At 30.9% G+C, this 20,319-nt stretch carries 22 protein-coding genes; 12 read left to right on the top strand and 10 right to left on the bottom strand.

The genetic code is table 11. From position 1 onward, the window contains the following. Positions 1–34: 34 nt before the first annotated feature. Genes XO08_RS06030 through dnaN form a run of 4 tightly spaced genes read right to left on the bottom strand, consistent with a single transcriptional unit; the run spans position 35 to position 2,732 of the window. Positions 35–430 carry a GNAT family N-acetyltransferase gene (locus XO08_RS06030; RefSeq protein ID WP_075666114.1) on the bottom strand — a complete coding sequence of 132 codons (396 nt, stop codon included), beginning with the start codon at positions 428–430 and terminating at the stop codon, positions 35–37. Further along, positions 420–1,193: an ABC transporter ATP-binding protein gene (locus tag XO08_RS06025; RefSeq protein ID WP_075666113.1), complete on the bottom strand. Its 774-nt coding sequence runs from the start codon at positions 1,191–1,193 to the stop codon at positions 420–422. The genes XO08_RS06030 and XO08_RS06025 overlap by 11 nt, the downstream gene beginning before the upstream one ends. After that, positions 1,190–1,615, bottom strand: a complete 426-nt coding sequence (locus XO08_RS06020; RefSeq protein WP_075666112.1) for a type II secretion system protein — start codon at positions 1,613–1,615, stop codon at positions 1,190–1,192. The genes XO08_RS06025 and XO08_RS06020 overlap by 4 nt, the downstream gene beginning before the upstream one ends. A 13-nt stretch (positions 1,616–1,628) precedes the next feature. Beyond that, positions 1,629–2,732, bottom strand: coding sequence for a DNA polymerase III subunit beta (gene dnaN / locus XO08_RS06015; protein ID WP_077287645.1), 1,104 nt, complete (start codon positions 2,730–2,732; stop codon positions 1,629–1,631). Between the two features lie 75 nt (positions 2,733–2,807). On the opposite strand from dnaN, the gene XO08_RS06010 reads away from it, so the two are divergent. The 7 genes from XO08_RS06010 to XO08_RS05980 are packed head-to-tail and all read left to right on the top strand — an operon-like array spanning position 2,808 to position 8,622. Beyond that, positions 2,808–3,698 (top strand): carbohydrate kinase family protein, encoded by an 891-nt coding sequence (locus tag XO08_RS06010; protein WP_077287643.1) that lies wholly within the window; start codon positions 2,808–2,810, stop codon positions 3,696–3,698. Beyond that, positions 3,679–4,974 carry a glycosyltransferase gene (locus XO08_RS06005; protein WP_077287641.1) on the top strand — a complete coding sequence of 432 codons (1,296 nt, stop codon included), beginning with the start codon at positions 3,679–3,681 and terminating at the stop codon, positions 4,972–4,974. Before XO08_RS06010 ends, XO08_RS06005 begins: the two co-directional genes overlap by 20 nt. 4 nt (positions 4,975–4,978) lie before the next feature. Next, the gene (locus XO08_RS06000; protein ID WP_077287639.1) at positions 4,979–5,188 is read left to right on the top strand and encodes a hypothetical protein; all 210 of its coding nucleotides are present in this window, start codon (positions 4,979–4,981) and stop codon (positions 5,186–5,188) included. Positions 5,189–5,190: 2 nt separating this feature from the next. Next, complete coding sequence (folE2, locus tag XO08_RS05995) at positions 5,191–5,970, top strand: GTP cyclohydrolase FolE2 (RefSeq protein ID WP_077287637.1); 780 nt, start codon at positions 5,191–5,193, stop codon at positions 5,968–5,970. Positions 5,971–5,972: 2 nt separating this feature from the next. Continuing rightward, complete coding sequence (locus XO08_RS05990) at positions 5,973–6,320, top strand: ribosomal L7Ae/L30e/S12e/Gadd45 family protein (protein ID WP_077287635.1); 348 nt, start codon at positions 5,973–5,975, stop codon at positions 6,318–6,320. Beyond that, positions 6,292–7,140, top strand: coding sequence for a GNAT family N-acetyltransferase (locus tag XO08_RS05985; protein WP_077287633.1), 849 nt, complete (start codon positions 6,292–6,294; stop codon positions 7,138–7,140). The genes XO08_RS05990 and XO08_RS05985 overlap by 29 nt, the downstream gene beginning before the upstream one ends. A 12-nt stretch (positions 7,141–7,152) precedes the next feature. Further along, complete coding sequence (locus XO08_RS05980) at positions 7,153–8,622, top strand: carboxypeptidase M32 (protein WP_077287631.1); 1,470 nt, start codon at positions 7,153–7,155, stop codon at positions 8,620–8,622. A gap of 28 nt (positions 8,623–8,650) precedes the next feature. On the opposite strand, the gene asnS is transcribed toward XO08_RS05980, so the two are convergent. From asnS to XO08_RS05960, 4 genes are read right to left on the bottom strand one after another with little or no spacing between them, the layout of a single operon-like run. Then, positions 8,651–9,946: an asparagine--tRNA ligase gene (gene asnS / locus XO08_RS05975; RefSeq protein ID WP_075666103.1), complete on the bottom strand. Its 1,296-nt coding sequence runs from the start codon at positions 9,944–9,946 to the stop codon at positions 8,651–8,653. A gap of 19 nt (positions 9,947–9,965) precedes the next feature. After that, positions 9,966–10,688, bottom strand: coding sequence for a hypothetical protein (locus XO08_RS05970; RefSeq protein WP_233120237.1), 723 nt, complete (start codon positions 10,686–10,688; stop codon positions 9,966–9,968). Then, a complete protein-coding gene (locus XO08_RS05965) occupies positions 10,615–11,412 on the bottom strand; it encodes a Cof-type HAD-IIB family hydrolase (RefSeq protein WP_075666102.1) in 798 nt (265 codons plus the stop codon). Before XO08_RS05965 ends, XO08_RS05970 begins: the two co-directional genes overlap by 74 nt. Before the next feature lies 1 nt (position 11,413). Further along, complete coding sequence (locus XO08_RS05960; RefSeq protein ID WP_075666101.1) at positions 11,414–11,797, bottom strand: methylglyoxal synthase; 384 nt, start codon at positions 11,795–11,797, stop codon at positions 11,414–11,416. 81 nt (positions 11,798–11,878) lie between these two features. Here XO08_RS05960 and XO08_RS05955 point away from each other — a divergent pair, with 81 nt between their 5' ends. After that, complete coding sequence (locus XO08_RS05955; RefSeq protein ID WP_077287627.1) at positions 11,879–13,129, top strand: SLC45 family MFS transporter; 1,251 nt, start codon at positions 11,879–11,881, stop codon at positions 13,127–13,129. Here XO08_RS05955 and XO08_RS05950 read toward each other — a convergent pair. Both XO08_RS05950 and XO08_RS05945 read right to left on the bottom strand, forming a co-directional pair. Then, the gene (locus tag XO08_RS05950) at positions 13,099–13,752 is read right to left on the bottom strand and encodes an endonuclease III domain-containing protein (protein ID WP_077287625.1); all 654 of its coding nucleotides are present in this window, start codon (positions 13,750–13,752) and stop codon (positions 13,099–13,101) included. The genes XO08_RS05955 and XO08_RS05950 overlap by 31 nt on opposite strands. After that, positions 13,749–14,120 (bottom strand): Rid family detoxifying hydrolase, encoded by a 372-nt coding sequence (locus XO08_RS05945; RefSeq protein ID WP_077287623.1) that lies wholly within the window; start codon positions 14,118–14,120, stop codon positions 13,749–13,751. Before XO08_RS05945 ends, XO08_RS05950 begins: the two co-directional genes overlap by 4 nt. A gap of 208 nt (positions 14,121–14,328) precedes the next feature. Between XO08_RS05945 and XO08_RS05940 the strand changes: the two genes are divergently transcribed. The 4 genes from XO08_RS05940 (at position 14,329) to XO08_RS05925 (ending at position 20,189) form a co-directional block, all read left to right on the top strand. Then, a complete protein-coding gene (locus XO08_RS05940; RefSeq protein ID WP_077287621.1) occupies positions 14,329–15,510 on the top strand; it encodes a TM0106 family RecB-like putative nuclease in 1,182 nt (393 codons plus the stop codon). A gap of 296 nt (positions 15,511–15,806) precedes the next feature. Beyond that, the gene (gene dnaB / locus XO08_RS05935) at positions 15,807–17,144 is read left to right on the top strand and encodes a replicative DNA helicase (protein ID WP_077287619.1); all 1,338 of its coding nucleotides are present in this window, start codon (positions 15,807–15,809) and stop codon (positions 17,142–17,144) included. Positions 17,145–17,147: 3 nt separating this feature from the next. Beyond that, on the top strand, positions 17,148–17,627 hold the full coding sequence (coaD, locus tag XO08_RS05930; RefSeq protein ID WP_077198418.1) for a pantetheine-phosphate adenylyltransferase: 480 nt from the start codon (positions 17,148–17,150) through the stop codon (positions 17,625–17,627). Positions 17,628–17,630: 3 nt separating this feature from the next. Next, positions 17,631–20,189, top strand: coding sequence for a glycosyltransferase (locus tag XO08_RS05925; protein ID WP_077287617.1), 2,559 nt, complete (start codon positions 17,631–17,633; stop codon positions 20,187–20,189). Positions 20,190–20,319: the final 130 nt, after the last annotated feature.

The following is a 20,319-nucleotide window of genomic DNA, read 5'->3' as shown; positions in this document are numbered from 1 at the left end:
GTTTATCAAAAATAAAGTGGGCAAAATGCCCACTTTATTCATCTAAACTAAGCCTCCAATAATCCTCCGCAAGTATTGAAAACCTTATCACATCCCAAAACTTTCCCTTAAAAAATTTTCCCTGCCTTTCTACTCCCTCTTTTAGAAAACCGTTATTTTTAAGAATCCCTATTTGATCTTTTTCGTATTCCGGAATTCTAACATAAATTCTATTCAAATTTAAATATTCAAAGCCATATTTTATTATTTTTCTTGTAACTTCATCAAAAAAATTCATATTAATCTCCAATTTTAACTCACAACTTCGGTTTATCCAATCCAAATTTTCTAAAAAAATATCTCCGACTTTTTCCTCACCTGATACTACCTCAACATCCATTTTATACTCCATACTTTTCTGACTAATTAATAATTCTATCTCATCTTTCATATACCATACCTCCAGATAAAAATTCTCTTATTCCAACACTCCTTACATGTAATAAGTCTTCCTTAACGTTTTTTAATTCCTCTAATTTTAAAAGTTTTATTTCTTTAGTCTGAGAAAAAGTCACATAGACAAATCTTTCATATTTCCTCCAAAAATCCTCAACCGTTCCAAAAAATTTAATCTCACCTTCTTCTAATATAAGGACTTTATCACAAATACTTTCAACTTCTTCATCTTCATGAGTTATATACAAAACAGTTTTTTTGTTGAGCTTTAACTTTTTTATTCTATTCGATATTATCTTCTTGGACTCAGCATCTAAACCGCTTGTAGGCTCATCAAGTAAAATAATATCAGGATCAATTAAAAGGGAAATTGCCATAGAAAGTCTTTGTCTTAACCCTTTTGATAGTTCACTTGGTTTTTTTAACACATGCTTTTCCAAGCGAAAAAATTTTATTTCATCTTCTATTCTTTTGCTTTCTACATTTCTCATTTTTGCAAAATAATTCAAATTTTCTTTCAAGCTTAATTCAGGTATAAGTATAGGTTTCTCTGGAATATATGAAATCAATTTAGACTTTAAATAAACATTGCCCACTGTAGGCTTCAAAATACCGGAAATAATTTTCAAAAGTGTAGTTTTTCCACTTCCATTTTTCCCTATAATTCCAATAACATTGCCCTCTTCTGTATGAAAAGTTATATTTTCTAACACCCAACTCTTCCCATATCTTTTTCCAACGTTTTCTAACTTAATCACGGAATATTAACCTCCACATAAACATATTCTTCACCATTTTCTACTCCAGTTTTCACAGCGGGATAACTACTCTTAACCAATGTAAGATCTATATCTTTTCCTGTATATTTAATAACAAATTTATTATTTGGCTTATCTATATCAATCTTATAACCTTTTACCGACAAATTCGTATTGATAAACCCCTTTTCGTACAACTTTAAAACAATGTCTTGACCATCTAATTCTTGAACGTTGAATTCATCGGGGTACAACAAAATAGCCTGTTCAATAGAGGTTAATAGCGCTCTAAGATTCATAGCAACTTGCGTGGCCTTTGCTTTGGCAACAGATCTTAACGCAAGAGGAGTTGCAACAGAAAGCAAAGCAGAAATAACCGCTAAAACTATTAACAATTCTATCAAAGTAAAACCTTTTTTCATCTTATTCATCCTTTCATGCCCTTACAGGCAATACTATATACAAATATTCATTTACATCTTTTGAGTTAATTTGCATTGGGCTCAAATCATCCACAAAGTTAAATACCACCTCATCTTCCTCAACTTTTTTTACTGCTTCGTTCAAAAATTTAGGATTAAAGTTTATTTTCAAATCTTCTCCCTCTTTTTCTACGGAAATTTCTTCTTTTACTTTTCCGTACTCTTGGCTTTGACTGCTTAAAACAAGTATATCTTCTATAATTTGCAATTGTACCTTTTCGCTCCCCCTCTTTGAAATTATCATTGTTCTTTTCAATGCTTCTAAAAATTCGTTTTTATTAAATACTATCCTTGTTTTAAAGGCTTTTGGCAAAACTCTCCTATAGTCTGGGAAAACTTCTTCAACTATTCTCATTATTACCGCTATGTCACCAGCAGTAACTGACATCTTTTTGTGATCAAACTTAACAGTTAAAATAGGTTCATCGGTTTGTTTAATTAAATTATCCAATTCTTTCATACTCTTTAGCGATAGAATAAAATCTATATCTGTGTCAATATCCACCTTTTGTTCTGTGAGTGCCAAACGATACCCATCACTTGCCACTAATCTTAAGTAATTTCCTTTAACTTCCCAATAAACTCCATTCAATGCCCTCATTGTACTTTCAGTAGATGCACAAAACAAAACTCTATCTATCATTTCAGATAGAATTGAAGTTTCAAGTTCGAACTTTATCCCAGAATCTTCTATATCAATCTGTGGGAATTTATCCGCATCGGAATATGTTGAAAGATTAAAAGAGCTCTTTCCGCTCTTCAAATTTAATTTTCCTGTATCATATTCAAATAACACCTGTTCATTTTCCAAATTTTTTACAATCTCTTCTAGCAATTTTGCATCTACGGCAAATTTTCCACTACCTTCTATCTCTGAAACATTAAGCTTTGAGATAACAAAAGTTTGCATATCTGCAGAGTAAATCTTCAAAGAATTATCTTCATAGGAAAAGAGTAAACACTGTAAAATAGGATCAACAGTTCTTGAACCTACTGCATCTGCAGCAACTGCTATTTTTTTCTCTAATTCCTCCTTGCTTATAGTAAATTTTAGCATCTAATCCCTCCTTATAATACCTTTTTTAATATTTTACCATAAATCTATGATAAAATAAAAAATAGAGGTGAAATAATGATAGCATTTTTGGGTGAAAGTTTAATAGACCTAATTTCAACAGACGGAAAAACATTTTTAAAGAAAATAGGTGGAAGTCCATTAAACATCGCGAGAAATTTAAATCAACTGGGAATAAAACCCATTATAATTTCAAGAGTAGGAAATGATTTTTTTGGAAGAGAAATCATTGAAACCTTAAAATCTGAGAATTTAGAAACAAAATACATTCAAATAGGTCATGGAAATACTTCAACGGTAATTATTTTAGCATCGCCTAAAACTCCAGATTTTATTCCTTTTAGAGATGAAGACAAAAATTTAGAAATACCTGAAGGATTTAACTTAAAGAATATAAAATTTCTACACGTAAGTTGCTGGGCAATAACACACAAAACTGAAAAAATTAAGAAAATAGTAGCAAATAAAAATATAAAAATTGCATTTGATCCAAACTGCAGGAAAAAACTATTTCCGTGCAAAAAAATAGATTTAGATCCAATATACGAAATATTAAAAAATACATATATTATAAAACCATCGCTAGATGATGCAAGAGAAATATTTGGAATTTTACCCAAGGAACGATATATAGAGTTATTGCATACATTTGGCATAAAATACGTTATACTAACCATGGGCAAGGAAGGATCTCTAGTTTCAGACGGTCATAAGATAAAGCACATCAAATTACTCTCCAAAAATGTGGTGGATACCACTGGTGCAGGTGATGCCTTCTGGAGTGGCATATATTATGGACTATTAAATGATTTTTCAATTTTCAAAGCAGCTTTACTCGGTACAGTTATCTCAATTCACGTTATCGAAGAAATTGGTGGAGTTGTTAAATTAAAAGATATATCAGATTACCTCAAAGAGGTGGAAAAGTATGAAAATAGCATTCTTTAATCCTCAAGGAAATTTCGATAAAAATGACAGTCATTTAACTGAGCACCCAGATTTTGGAGGACAATTAATTTACGTTAAAGAACTTGCAAAGGCAATGGGAAAATTTGGTTATAAAGTAGATATAATAACAAGAAAAATAACAGATGAAAAATGGCCGGAATTTTCAAAAGATTTTGATTATTATGAAGACGCAGAAAACGTAAGAATTGTTAGGATAGAATTTGGAGGAAAAAACTTTCTCAACAAAGAAAAACTCTGGGATTTTTTGGGAGAATATGTGAAAAAGATATACCAATTTTACCAAAAAGAAAGACTACCTGATTTTGTTACAACTCACTACGGTGATGGTGGAATTTCCGGAGCAATGTTTAAAAAACTAACAAATATTCCGTATTCATTTACTGCACATTCACTTGGTGCCCAAAAAAAAGACAAGTTTAAACATAGCAAAGACGCAGAAAAAAAGTATAGATTCTCAATACGTATAAGTGCAGAAAGATGTGCAATGAAATATGCAAATTTTATTGTTGCAAGCACATCACAAGAAAAACAACACCAATATACACACAATGAGTATTTAGATTTATATCAAGATATAAAACATAAAATCTTTGTGATACCTCCAGGTGTAAACACAAAAATATTTCATATTGATGAATCAGATGAATTTAAAGATGTTTTTCAAAACAAACCACCAATAATAATTTCAAGTAGAATAGATCCCAAAAAAAATATAGAATTTGTAATAGAAAGTTTTGAAACCTATCTAAAAAAAGATTACACACTAATATTGGTACTAAGAAAAAAACCAAAAGAGTACTCTGGCTATCAAAGGGAAATAATAGAAAAAACAAAAAAAGCAGGGGGGAAGTTTTTAATAATCACATCTCAAGAAAAACTGGCAAAACTTTATAATTCGGCTGCAAAACATAATGGAATTTTTGCATTAACGTCACACTACGAGCCTTTTGGACTTGCAATTATTGAAGCAATGGCCTGTGGACTTCCAGTGATCGCAACAAAAAGTGGCGGTCCTGTTGAAATACTAGACAACGGAAGATATGGATATTTGGTATCAACTCAAGAAGAATTTAGAAAAGCAGCACTAGATTTACAAAAAAATCACCCACTATTTAGTAAAAGAAGCTATGAAAGGGTAATAAATAAGTACACTTGGGAAATTTGCGCAAAAGAATACTTATCAAAAATACATATGCATTTAAAAAGTAATAAAAATATAATTCTTCCAAGTTTTTTTGATGCGCAATTGAGGTGAGCACATGCAAAAATTTTATCTTATACTAATTACAATTTTTGCCTTTTTATTTTTATTTACCTTTTTTTCATACGAAAAGATTAAAAATGAACTAAATTACTCAAAAAAACTAAACAAAGCGTACGAGATGTATGTAAATGGTGATTTAAGATTTGAAAAATATGTAAACGAAAATAACTTAAACGAATTAAAATATCTATTAGAAAGGAAGTAGTTATGAGGGATGTACAAAGTGAAAAAGATACAAGGGAAATCCCACTAAAACATGTAGGAATCAAAGATTTAAAATATCCAATTCAAGTACTCGATAAAAAAAATAAAGTACAAAACACAATTGCAAAAATCAACATGTATGTAGATCTTCCAAAAGACTTTCGTGGCACTCATATGAGTAGGTTTTTAGAAGTCTTTAACAAATTTCACTTAAAAATTGATCCCAAAAATATTAAGATGATTCTAGATGATTTAAAAAAAACCCTAAAGGCAAAAAGTGCAAAAATTGAAATAATGTTTCCATATTTTATCAAAAAGAAAGCACCTGTAACAAAAATAGAAAGCTATATGGAATATACTTGTGGTTTTAAAGCATATGATGGACCAGAAAAATGCGAATTTTTCATTGTAGTTGAAGTGCCTGTGCAAACTTTGTGTCCTTGCTCAAAAGAGATCAGCAAATATAACGCACATAATCAAAGGGCACACGTAAGAATTGAAGTAGAAACATCAGACCTCGTATGGTTTGAAGAACTTATAGAAATTGCTGAAAAACACTCAAGCGTACCATTATTTTCTCTCTTAAAAAGACCTGACGAAAAATTTTTAACAGAAAAAGCATACGAAAACCCTAAATTTGTAGAAGACGTTGCAAGAGACATTGCACTTGAATTAAAAAATAACCCAAAGCTCAAATGGTTCAAAGTCGAGGTGGAAAGTTACGAATCTATACATAATCACAATGCATTTGCTTGTGTAGATTCATACAATATGGAGGTGTAAGTGTGAATGAGCAAAAAATTTTAACTCTTCTTGGATTTGCATCAAAAGCAAAAAAATTGGTATATGGAAAAGATAATATACGTGAATACATTAAAAACCCTAAAATAAAAACAAAAGTAATATTAATAGCTAAGGATACAGGACAAAGGGTAAAAAAAGATATAAAAATAAGATGTGAAATATCAAACGTTCCTTTTGTCGAAATTGCAGATAAAAAAACTTTATCCAAAGCAACTGGAATGCTAAACATTGCCATATTAGGGATATTAGACGAAAACATGGCGAAAAGTATTTTGAATTTTTCAAAAGAGGGGGGGGAAAATGAATCTAAAAATATTAACTCTGAATGAATATTCTTTAATTGATTTTGTGAACTTTGTAAACAAGGTTTTCCAAGATTACACTGTTCCTGTAAATTGGAATGTAGTAAATTTTGAAATGGATGTCAGAGAAAATTCCATATCTCTTGAAGATAGTTTCATATTTTTGAGAGACACCAAGCCCGTAGGATTCATAGTTAACAGCATAAGACATGAAAGGGCTAGAATCGATGCAATGGGGGTCGTTAAAGAAGAACGAGGAACTGGAACTGCAAGCTTTATCCTCGAACATTCAACAAACTATCTTAAATGGAAAGGCATTCAAACAATATCTTTGGAAGTTATAACAAAAGACTCAAGGGCATATAGATTTTACGAAAAACATGGTTTTAGAGAAAGACGAAAATTACATCTCTTAATTAATAAAAATGTAAAAAGTAAAGATATATATTTTAGATCTATCAAAGTCGAACCAAGGTATATCTACACTCTTTCACTAAACCTTCAATTGTCTGGTAGAAAACCAAATTGGCAACGTGAACCTGTAACCTTACTTCTTGCAAATGGAAGATATAACCATGTAAGATTGATTACCGACAAAACTGAAGGTTATCTTGTGTGGGGGAAAAACGAAGATAACACCACTTATATAGTTGATCTTGGAACAAAAGACAAAGAAAAATGGGATGAAATTGCAAAAGTTGCAATAGCTTTTTTGAGAAATGAAACAAACTGTAAAATTATCTCTGCAACTTCCGTCCCAGAAGATGATCCCATGTATACTGCACTAGTGGAAAACGGATTTGAATCACTTTTAATACAATCTGAAATGCACAAAAAATTGCAGTAAAGGGGGACAAAAATGGAAAAACTAAAAAAACATCTAAAAAGATTATCAAAATTTGAAAACGCCCTTTCTTTATTACACTGGGACATGGAAACGTATATGCCTGAAAAGGCAGCTGAAAAAAGGGCGGAAATTATTGGTGAAATTTCAACGTATGTTTTTAAAGAATTTATCTCAGAGAAAACAAAGGAGTTACTAGAATCTGCTACCCCAGAGGATGATGAAGATAAAGCAATCTTAAAATTAGTAAAAAAAGAATTTGAAAAACATGAAAAAATACCACCTGAACTTTTCAAAGAATTACAATTTGAAACAGCTTTGTCCCAACAAGCATGGCAAAAGGCAAAAGAAAAAGATAATTTTGAAATATTTAAACCTCATTTGAAAAAAGTGGTAGATTTAGAGAAAAAAGTAATAGAATGTATAGGTTATGAAAGTAACAAATACGACGTTCTACTTGACGACTATGAACCTGGTCTTAAAACAGATCAACTAAAAAGCATAATAGTAGAGCTTAGAAAATTTTCAGTTGAATTTATCAACGAACTTGATAGTGGCAATAAACCAAACACGGAAATTCTAAAAGGCAAATACAGTATAGAAAAACAAAAGGAATTTTCTATGGAACTTTTAAAGATTTTAAATTATGACCTTGGTGCAGGTAGATTAGATATTTCCGCACATCCATTTACCATATCTATTTCACATAACGATATAAGAATAACCACAAGATTCGACAAATACGATATCAAAAATTCGATATTTAGTACAATTCACGAGTGTGGCCATGCTTTGTATGAACAAGGTATTCCAGAGCAATTCAGAGGTCTTCCCATTGGTGATGGTGCTTCCATGGGCATTCATGAAAGTCAATCGAGATTTTGGGAAAATATTGTGGGAAGAAGTTTGGAGTTTTGGAAATTTATATACCCTAAATTTACAAAATACTTTCCAAATTTCAAAAACGTAAAAGTAGAAGAATTCTGGAGAGCTATCAACACAGTTGAAAGGTCCCTAATAAGAACCGAAGCAGATGAAGTAACATATAATTTACATATAATGTTAAGATTTGAACTCGAAGAAGCATTAATCAACGATAGGATAACCGTTGATGAACTACCCAAGTTGTGGAACGAAAAAATGAAAGAATACCTTGGAATAGTCCCAAAAAATGATGCACTTGGAGTATTACAAGATGTTCACTGGGCTCACGGCTCTTTTGGTTATTTCCCTTCATATATGCTTGGAAATCTATACGCTGCTCAAATCTACTATGCAATGAAAAAGGATATCCCGAATTTTGGAGAAAAAATAGAAAAAGGCCAATTTATCGAAATACTTTCCTGGCTGCGCAAAAAAGTACATTCCAAAGGAAAAACCCTTATGCCAATTGAACTTATAAAGGAAATTTCAAACGAAGAACTTAATCCAAAATACTTTATTGAATACGTAAAGGAAAAATTCACAAAGGTATATAAAAAATAAGTCCAAGCCACAACGGCTTGGACTTACTTTATGGATGAATCCTGTATAGTGTTCTTGGGAATGGTATTGCTTCTCTAATATGTTCTAACCCTGCAATCCAGGCTATTGTTCTTTCTATTCCCAAACCAAACCCACTATGTGGAACAGTCCCAAATCTTCTCAAATCAAGGTACCAATCGTATGCTTCAACGGGTAAGTTAAATTCTTTCAACCTTTCTACAAGCAAATCATAATCGTGGATTCTTTGAGAAGCTCCTATAATTTCTCCATATCCCTCTGGCGCAATTAAATCATCGCATAAAACCACATCTGGATTATCTGGATCAGGTTGCATATAGAATGCTTTGGTTTTTCTTGGATAATGCGTTACAAACACAGGTTTTTCAAACTGTTTTGCAATCTCTGTTTCCTCATCGCCTCCAAAATCATCGCCCCATTCTATATTATATCCTTTCTTTTGAAGAAGGCTTACCGCTTCTGTATAAGTAATTCTCGGGAATGGAGCTTCTATCTTTTCTAATTTAGAAATATCTCTATTTAACGCTTCAAGATGCTCTCTTGCATTTTCAAGCACATACTTTACTATGTACGATACTAAGCCCTCTTGCAATTTCAAATTGTCCTCGTGTTCAAAATACGCAACTTCCGCTTCATTCATCCAAAATTCAATAAGATGTCTTCTTGTTTTAGATTTTTCCGCTCTAAAGGTAGGCCCTAAATTAAACACCCTCCCAAGTGCCATACACGCAGCTTCCAAATATAATTGACCAGTTTGAGCAAGGTATACTTTACCATAATCAAAATAATCTATTTCAAACAAATTACCTGCCGACTCACCAATTGCACCAGTGAATATTGGAGTATCCACTTGTACAAAACCATTTTCCCAATAAAATTTTCTTATAGCCCTTAACACGGCATCTCTTATGTATAAAATATGCATCTGCCTTCTTGAACGTAACCAAAGATGCCTATGATCCATCAAATACTCAATACTATGATCCGGTTTATTTATTGGAAAATCTTCTTTTGGAATTTGGATGGGAATAACTTCTTTTGCATGAAGCTCAACCCCACCTGGTGCTCTTCTTTCTTCTTTGACAATTCCTCTAACTATTAAAGAAGATTCCATTCTAAGTTTTCTGGAATTTTTAAAAGTTTCCTCATCAACAGAAGATGCTTCAACTACCACTTGAGCTATCCCCGTACCATCTCTCATATTAATAAAAGCAATTTTTCCACTACTTCTACTTCTCCATACCCATCCTCTTAACTCCACTTCTTTTCCAATGTAATCTTTCAGATCTTTTATATATACCCACACAATCTACACCTCCCATTTTCTACCATGGCTTTCTTCCAGTAGCAGGTTCATATCCTTCAAGCACATCTTTCGCATAACCTAGGATATCTTTTGAAAATATTATAAGCCCATCATTTCTAAAAATTTGATTTACGTATATCTTCTTTTCTCCGCCAAGCCAAATTATGGAATTCTTTAAAATTTTCATCCTTATAGCTTCTACATCAACTTCCTTTAAATTCCAAAACAACTTTACCCTATCAATATAACATTCCAATTCATCTTTTAAAATAACATTTCCTTTGTACTTATCCAATTTTTCTTTTTCAGATTCAGTCTCAACAACAATAGGGTATGTTGCATTCCTCGTATTTAAAGAATAGATTATTTCCTTATCTATAACTCTACCATCAAATATTGGAATTATTCCTGCACTTAACAAACCCTTTGAAAATAAAGAATAGACATGCGCAGTTATAAACGCCGAATTATTAACGCGATGAAAAGGCTCTTTATCATCTAAACTTAAGGTATCCAATACTCCTACAATATACGCATCATACCCTTCTTTTTTTAACAAGTAACCAGCTGCCTTTCCCGCATCATATGCCAAGGTCAAATCCCCTAAACTTCCAAGACAAACCAGCGAAACATCATTTAAAATATCTTCAAGAGGTTGATTTGAAATTTTAGCAGGAAATACAATCTGAAAATAACTCAACAAGAGCACTATAAACACCATCTTCATTATTTGACGGTGCAATATAATCTGCCTCCCTTTTCACATCATTACTTGCATTCCCCATGGCAATTGAAATGTTTGCTACTTTAAAAAGGGGAATATCATTATAATTATCACCAAAGGCCACTATTTCTCCTTTTAGATCCAATTTTTTTATCAAAAACTCCAAAGCTTCACCTTTATTTATGTCTTTTGGGACTATATCCAAAAATATATCCATGCTCTTAAATACATCAATTTCTAAATTTAAACTGTTTAGTTTATCTTTTAACAATTTTATTTTTTCTTTATCTACAATTGAAAGAATTTTTACCGGTAATTTTTTCCTTAGCAATTTTACTAGATCATCTACTATATAATAATCTACACTTGCGTGTTTGGCGTAAAACTTTATTTCGTCATTGTCCTCTTCTCCATATAATTTATCATCCACATATATTTGTCTATGTACATTTTCGCTTCTTAAAAATTCTATAACTTTTTTTGCACTTGAAAAGTCTAAAAACTTCTCAAACACTATTCCCTCTTCTGGTAAATAAACCATTCCACCGTTATACGCTATTATAGGGTATTCTTTTTCAAAGAATTTTTCAACCACCTTTTTTATTGAAATCAACATTCTACCACTTGCAAAAACCAACTTATGACCACATTTTTCAAGAGACTTTATAAAGTTAATAGTTTTTTCGGAAATTGTATAATTATTATTCAACAAAGTTCCATCTAAATCAAACACAAATACCATATTATCCTCCTTCTAGTTTTCTCTTTATTTCAAGTACTAACCCTTCAGCAGTAGACAAATTAGTAGCAAGTGGTATATTATGTACGTCACATACCCTTAAAAGCGCCGAAACATCTGGTTCGTGGGGCTGTGCAGTTAATGGATCACGTAAGAATACAACAAAATCAATTTCACCATTGACAATTAAAGCTCCTATCTGTAAATCTCCACCATATGGTCCCGATTCTAACTTGTTTACCTTAAGTCCTATTTTTTCCTCTATTATCTTTCCTGTTGTTCTAGTCGCAAACAATTCACATTTTTCAAATACTTCTTTCCATTCCTTTACAAACATTGCCAAATCCAATTTTTTCTTATCATGTGCAATTAAAGCAACTTTCAACATTATCTCACCCCTCACATTTTTATTTATTATATCATAGGTATGTTATAATAAAATTTGAAAAATTCTTTAAGGGGGGATAAAGTGAAAAATCATAAAAAGCTGTTCTTACTTGGTTTTGGTTTTTTTGGAATAAGCATTCTCTGGCCATTATATAATGCATACGTGCCAATCTTTCTAAAAGATTTCTCTCTTTCATCCACAAGTATCGGATTTATAATGACTATCGACAATATTTTTGCAATATTTATGTTACCTCTCATCGGAGTATTAAGTGATCAAACAAGAACAAAGCTTGGAAGAAGAATGCCTTACATACTTGTCGGAGCACCTCTTGGAGCCATCTTCTTTTCTTTGATACCTCTATCTAGAAACTTACATATTCTTTGGTTCTTCATGTTAAATATTATCCTCATGAACTTCTTTATGGCACTCTTTAGATCCCCTGTAATTGCTTTAATGCCCGACATTACACCACCAAAATTTAGAAGCCAAGCTAACGGAATAATAAACTTCATGGGAGGATTAGGCGCTTTACTTGCATATTTTGCGGGAAAACCTTTATACGACAAAAATTACGCTCTTCCATTTTGGGTTGGAGCTATAATCATGGTAATTGCTTCACTTCTTGTCGTTATATTTATTAAAGAAGACAGCAAATATAAAATTAAAACAGGCGATAATATAAAGCTTTCAAATGTTTTTTCAAAAAGTTTTAATGAATTAAAGATAAATCTAAAAGACGTATTTTTGTCAGAAGAAAAAAGCCTTTTAATGATCTTACTTTCCATATTATTTTGGTTTACAGGATATAACGCTCTTGAAACATTTTTTACAAGTTACGCAAAATTTAGAATTGGGATAAGTGAAAGTACAGGGGCGTTTATATTGGGGTTTTTCTCTCTTACGTTTATGTTATTCTCTATTCCAGCTGGATTCATAGGTTCAAAAATTGGCAGAAAAAAAACAATGACCATTGGTCTATTAATAGTCACTTTAATTTCAATGCTTACAGTTTTGTCCGTATATTTACTAAACTCTCCCAAGGTTATAACTTATTTGCTATTTATATACTTTTCACTAGGCGGTATGGGATGGGCAATGGTAAATGTTAACTCACTCCCAACAGTAGTCGATATGACAAGTGAAGAAAAACTAGGTGGATATACAGGCTTGTACTATTTCTTTTCAATGAATGCAAATATAATTGCACCACCTGTTTCAGGATTTTTCATAGATAAACTAGGTTATGATTCTTTGTTGTATTTTTCGATAATATCGTTTATTCTAGCAACATTTACACTTCAATATGTTAGAAAAGGTGATGTAAAATAAGCGCATTTGTGGAAAAAGCAAGAATCACATAATGGCTTTTTTCTACAATACCTTTTTGCATGCTCAACTATTAACCCATGAAACTCTTGGTACAATTGTACGTCTTTTGGATAATACTTATAAAATAGCTCTTGTATTTCATCATAATCTTTTAATTTTAAATTGTATATTCTATTTAATATCCTTTTCGTATATGCATCCACAACAAATACGGGTTTTTCAAAAACATATAACAAAATGGAATCGGCTGTTTCTTTGCCGATTCCTTTTATTTTCAATAATTTATCCCTTAAATTTTCTTCTCTCGAAATTGTATCTAAATTAAAATTGTATTTCTTGAAAAATTCCAATAAATTTTTTAATCTCTGTGCCTTAATATTAAAAAAACCTGCCGGTTTTATAAGATTTGCTAATTCATCCTTTGGAAGTTTATAAAGAAAACCCAAAAGTCTTTCTTTAGTTGTAAACTTGTAAATATTTTCCATCGCATATTCTACATTTTTCCAATTCGTACTTTGCGTTAAAACTGCAGTTATTAATATTTCTTCTTTATCACCGGGCCACCATTTTCCAAGATTACCATAGGTAGCCTTTAATACATCATATAGCCCTTCAAAATTCATACCTCTGCTATCGCCTCAATTTCAATATCCGAATCTTTTGGAAGATTTGAAACCTCAACCACAGCTCTTGCTGGTTTGTGCCCATTTAACATCTTTTCGTATATCTCATTAAACTCTAAGAACTTTGACATATCCCTGATATAGACATTTACCTTTACAATTTTTCCAAGGGCACTCCCCGCTTCTTTCAATATTATTTCTATATTCTTCATTATTATTTCAGTTTCCCTCTTTATATCTCCTTTTACCAATTCCCCATTTTCCGTTATTGGTAATTGACCAGAAACAAAAACTAAATTTCCCGTCTTTACCGCTATAGAATATGGACCTACTGCTTTTGGAGCATTTCTAGGATTAATTAATTCCACTTTAACCACCCCCACATGTTATGATTTACATCTATTATATCATTTTCCTTGAATTTTTCGAAAAAATAAACTAGTCGCTATAACAACCAACAATCAATAACGTGCTTTGATGCATATATTGAAAAATTCAGAAGAAAGTGTAATAATTAATATATCGTTTATAATATAATAGAATAATAAGTTGTTTATATCTAGATTGGGTGAAAAAATGCTTTTTTGTATTTCAAAGATTAGAACATATCTCTTTTGTCCACGAAAGTTTATCTTGGAATCCAAAGATGAAAAAGTAGAATCAACTATAACACAAAAAATTAACAAAAGCGGATTTTTAAAAAACGTATCAATTTCACTTGAAATTTACGGTCTAACCCTTTATGCTAAAAACATAGATCTAAAAATAGACGATAATAAGATAACAATTATTTCTCATAGAAGAGGGAAAAGGCTTTACCAATATCATTATCTTGAGGCTGCAGGATATGCGTTTGTAGTTTCAAGCTATACCGATAAAAAAATAGATGTCATATTCAAGAGCAAATACTATAGATCACAAATTCCTTGGGAAAAACATGTAAATTCCTTTAAAAATATAATTTACAATTTTTCAAACAAAAAAATTCCCAAACCAATTCTCAATCCAGAATGTAAATTTTGCAAATACAGTTTAGAATGTACTAATGAACTAATTAAAGCAAAAGATCTTTCATTAATCAGAGGAATTGGAAAGTTTAGACTTAAAAATTTAAAAGAAAAGGGTATTGAAAAACTAGACGATATAATAGAAATGAAAGAGGTTGTAAAAGAAATATTTGGGGAAAAATCGGACAAAATAATTGCACAAGCAAAGGCTTTTATACAAAAAAAAATCATTCTATACAACCCTGTTAAAAAATTAAAACCAGGCATTTTTCTTGACATAGAAAGCTACAAAAACTTTAATTTTCTCTTTGGTGTTTTGTATGAAGATAAATACATTCCATTTTTATCACTTAAAAGAGAAGATGAAAAAACAGAATTCAAAAAACTTATAAGTTTTCTATCAACCAAAAAACTTCCCGTATATCATTACTACAATTATGAACCTATACAAATCAATAAACTATTTAAAAAATACAACTTAAAAAAAACAAATATTGAGTTTGTAGATTTATATAAAATCTACCACAATCATATTGCAATCCCAACAATATCTTACTCTCTTAAATCCATAGCAAAATATTTGGGATTTAATTGGAGGACAAATTTAAACGGAAATATCGTAGTACATAAATTTGAAGACTTCCTAAAAACAAAAGATGACAAAATACTAGATGAAATTTTGAAATACAACGAAGATGATGTAAATGCCACCAAACTATTATTTAACATCGTTAATAAATTGTCAGATTGATTTTTCATTTTTTCTTTAATTGTTAACATCAAAAGAGTGAATTTTTCCACAATTTTGACTGTAAAACACATATAATGCTGTTTATCTTAATATTTCGCAACTCACAGAACTTTAACTTTTTTAACTTAATCTTTTTTTCACATGTCTTGAGATGTAACAAAACATGTGTTATTTTAGTTGTGAGCAGCGACCCCCTATCCCCCCTTGGAACCAGTTTTCCAAGAAATAGACCCCGGATTGTACAATCTGGGGTCTTATTTTATGATATAATCTTTCCTAGGAAAAGGAGGAAAAAGATGAGAAACTCGCCTCACAATCTAGAAGCAGAACAAGCTGTTATTGGTAGTATTCTAATAGATCCTGAAACCATAGAATCTATAATACCAATCGTTAGCTCAAAAGATTTTTATGATCAGAAAAATGCAGAAATCTTTAAAGCAATAGAAGAATTATACGATGAAGGTACTCCAATAGATGTTATATCTATCTGTGAAAGGTTAAAAACTAAGGGAAAACTCGACTTTATTGGTGGTGAACTTTATGTTGCCCAACTTGCAGATATTGTTCCAACTTCTGCACATATTGAAACATATGCTCAAATAGTAAGAGACAAATCTATTTTACGCTCTTTAATCTCAGCGGCATCTAAAGTTGTTGAAGATGCTACCTCAGATAGAGAGGTAGATGATATCCTTGATAATGCAGAAAGATTAATATTTGAAATTGCCGAATCAAAAACCTCTAGAACCTATCTACCTATGAATACAATACTACACCAAGTGTTTGAAAATCTGGAAACATTAAGGGGAAAAAATAAAAGTGGTACTCTAAATGTAGTAACAGGCATCCCCACGGGATATAAATTCTTAGATGAAATGACCTCTGGATTTCATAAATCTGATCTTATCATCTTAGCCGCAAGACCTAGCGTTGGTAAAACTGCTTTTGCACTCAACGTCGCCAAAAATATGGCACTTGATTTTAATATTCCTGTTGGAATATTTAGTCTTGAAATGAGTAAAGAACAACTTGTACAAAGGCTTCTAGGTATGGAAGCGTTTGTTGAACTTCAAAAATTACGCAGAGGAAATATTACAGACGAAGAATGGCAAAGATTACTTACCGCAACGGGAAAACTATACAAAGCCAATATCATAGTTGATGACGAAGCTAATCTTAATCCCAGATCTTTGCGTGCAAAGGCAAGAAGAATGAAAAAAGAATACGGAATAGAAGTAATATTTATAGATTACCTCCAGTTGATGAGCACTAAATCATACAGAGAAAATAGGCAACAAGAAATATCCGAAATCTCACGTTCGCTAAAACTTTTAGCAAGAGAGTTAGATATAGTAATTGTTGCACTCTCTCAATTGTCAAGAGCGGTAGAACAAAGAGAAGATAAAAGACCAAGACTAAGTGATCTAAGAGAATCTGGATCAATTGAACAAGATGCAGACATGGTACTTTTCCTTTACCGTGAGGAATATTACAAAAAGGAAAAAACTACAGAACCTCATATAACAGAACTAATAATCGGGAAACAAAGAAATGGCCCAATTGGCACTGTAAAGCTATCCTTTGATCCAAAATATACTGCATTTTACAATATAGACATTTCACATGGAGGTTAAAATATGAAGGCAATCTATCCAGGTTCTTTTGATCCTATAACTTATGGGCATTTAGATATAATTAAAAGGGCAACAAAGATATTTTCAGAAGTATTTGTGGTAGTAATGGAAAATAAAAGAAAAAAGTATACTTTTTCACTAGATGAAAGAATAGAAATGATTAAAGAATGTACAAAAGACATAAAAAATGTCAAGGTAGATTATTATAAAGGACTATTAATAGATTATTTAAAAAACCACAAAATCGATGTAATTATCAGAGGATTAAGAGCCGTTACAGATTTTGAATATGAGCTTCAAATGGCCATGGCAAATAAAGAAATGTGCCCGACTGTAGATACGGTTTTTTTGATGACAGACAAAAAATATTCTTTCATATCTTCAAGTTTAGTGAAAGAAGTGGCATTTTTTGGAGGAAATATATCAACGTGGGTACCCCATAACGTTGAAAGAAAATTATTAAGAAAAATAAAAGAGGTGTAAAAAATGAAAAAATGTCTTCTATCTGTTGCCATGATAGTCAAAGACGAAGAGCACAATATTAGAAGAGCACTTGAAAGCATAAAAGATATTGCTGACGAAATTATAGTGGTAGATACCGGATCAACGGACAGAACACCAGATATTGTAAAAGAATATACCGATAAATTATATTTTCATCCATGGAAAGGGGATTTTTCAGAAGCGAGAAATAATTCTTTAAAATATCCAACATGTGAATGGGTAATGGTCTTTGACGCAGATGAAGAAGTAAAAGAAGATTTCAAACAAATAAGAGAATTTTTGAAAACACTCCCAAAAGATATCAATACCGTATATCTTCCCACATTAAGTTACCTGGATTGGGACCTAAAAAAAACGGAAACAGCTTCTACACCTAGAATTTTCAGAAATGGAACAGTAAAATACCAAAATATTGTGCACAATCAACCTATCCACAAGGGAAAAGTTATTGATGCACCTTTTATTATATACCATTACGGTTATATTTGGACAAGAGAACTTCGAGAGAAAAAATACAATAGAACAAGAAATTTAATTTTAAAACACCTTGAAAATAAGAGTATTAGCCCACTTGAAAAAATTTATTATCTTGTACAGCTTTACAAAACAGAAGCAATATCAAAATATAAATATAGAAAATACGAAGTGGGTTTAAAAACACTAAATGAAATAAACAAACTAAAAAAAGTCCCTGGAATTGGTGTGGAATTTCTATTTTTATTTGGCATCGACGCTTTAAATAAAGGACTATACAATCTATCAAAAGAGTTATTTGAAAAAGCTTTAGTTTCACCTGAATATCCCGATCCATATTTCGGATTAATGGCTTTATATGAAAAAATGGATGATTTGGAAAATCAATTTAAATATGCAAAACTCTTTTTAGAAAAAATAAAATACGCCGAAAAAAACCCAGAAAAATTCAAATGGACAATCGTGGGATTCAAATATAAAGCTACTGCACATACAATACTTGCAAAATATTACTTGATAAAACAGGATAAAGAAAAATTTGAATATCATATAAAAAAATCTTGTGAAATTGCCCCAAGAACCGGCGAAAACATTAAAAGATTTCTTTCAAATATATTTGAAGAAATATCAAAGATACACAACATAAAATTTCTGAAAGATATACACTACATTGTAAATGATCTTTTAAAATACATATTGAGAAATAACTTAAAAATTAATGTGTGGAACACCATCTATAAATATTTAGACAATGGTATACATTTATCGGGAATAGAACATTTCGCAGAAACGCGATTCCAAAAATTTGTAGTAAAAAAACTTCTTGACAAAAAAGATTACCTAGTTAACTTTATATTTGAAAAACCAGAAGAGGATATCCATTCAATTAAAGAAATTTTGTTCTTCTTTAAGTATTACTCTGAAAATAAAGAAAAACTACTTAAAATACTTGCAAATATAAGAAAAAAATTCGACGAAGAAAATCAGGGAATTATACTTTCTTTAATCGGTGACGTTTATTTAAAACTTGGAAACTTTAACGCAGCAATATCATATTACAAAAAGGCAATTGAATTAAATAAAACTGTCTCAAAGTTTATCAAACCCGTCATCGATGATTTAAAAACCAAACTCGATAAAAACATAGATGGAACATTTGAAGAAATAATGGACTATTTTGGTTCATTAAAGGAATTAATTTTTGAAATAAATGCTCAAAATGAAGAACTAGAATACCTAAACTTAATATCGGATTCAGATTATGCAAAATACGTTGCAGCACTTAACACAAAAGACCTTGAAAGAAAGAAAAGATTACTATCAAATATAAAAAATATTGATGATTTTCCATTTTACTACTACAGACTTGCAAAAATATTTGAAGAAAAGGAAGATTTTAAAAAGGCATTTGAATATCACATAAAATCCTGTGAAAAAAATCCAAAAATTGGAGATCTGTCACTTGGAAAATACGAATACGATGGATTTTATTTATATACAACACCAAAATTTTCAAAAAGTAGCGATGAAATAATATGGTGTGGGAATATCTCTGAAAAATTCTCTGGTTTCGGAATAATTAATCCCATACGTGTATGGAAAAGATCTTCAAATTTCTTGTATACTTATCCATATCCCACAAATGATTCAATTAAACTCGTAAAAGAAAGAAGAAAAAAAATTATAGATAAATGGCCATTTGATATCGACAATGATCTACTATTTGAAATTCTTCAAAAGTTAAAAAGTAACAAAATAAACTTCATTGATGAAAAAGTACCAAAAAATATATTAAACGAACTTTCAATAATAGACGAAGAAAGCGAAGCGGTGTTGGGAATGAATATAATAAATACAAATCCGAAAATTATCTTACCAAAAAATACAAAAAAAGGTGCATTGATTTATTTGATGCCAGATTTTAATGATAAAAATAACCCCATATGGTATAACCCTGAAATAAGGATCTTAAAATCTACAAAACAAATAGCTTTAGAACTTGAGAAAATGGGGTTTACGATATCTGAAATAATTTCAAAAAAATATTTTAGAGTGATACTATTTTAAAAAAATTAAAGTTTCCTTTTGTACTTCCGATAATATTCTTGCAGAGTGCCTTGGGCTAAAAAATAACACACACGGAGGTGGGTAAGGTATGAGAATTAATCATAACATAAGTGCGTTAAACGCTTGGAGA

The sequence above is a fragment of the Thermosipho sp. 1074 genome, assembly GCF_001999655.1.
Taxonomy (GTDB): domain Bacteria; phylum Thermotogota; class Thermotogae; order Thermotogales; family Fervidobacteriaceae; genus Thermosipho; species Thermosipho affectus.
This window is presented reverse-complemented; position numbering and strand designations above follow the sequence as displayed.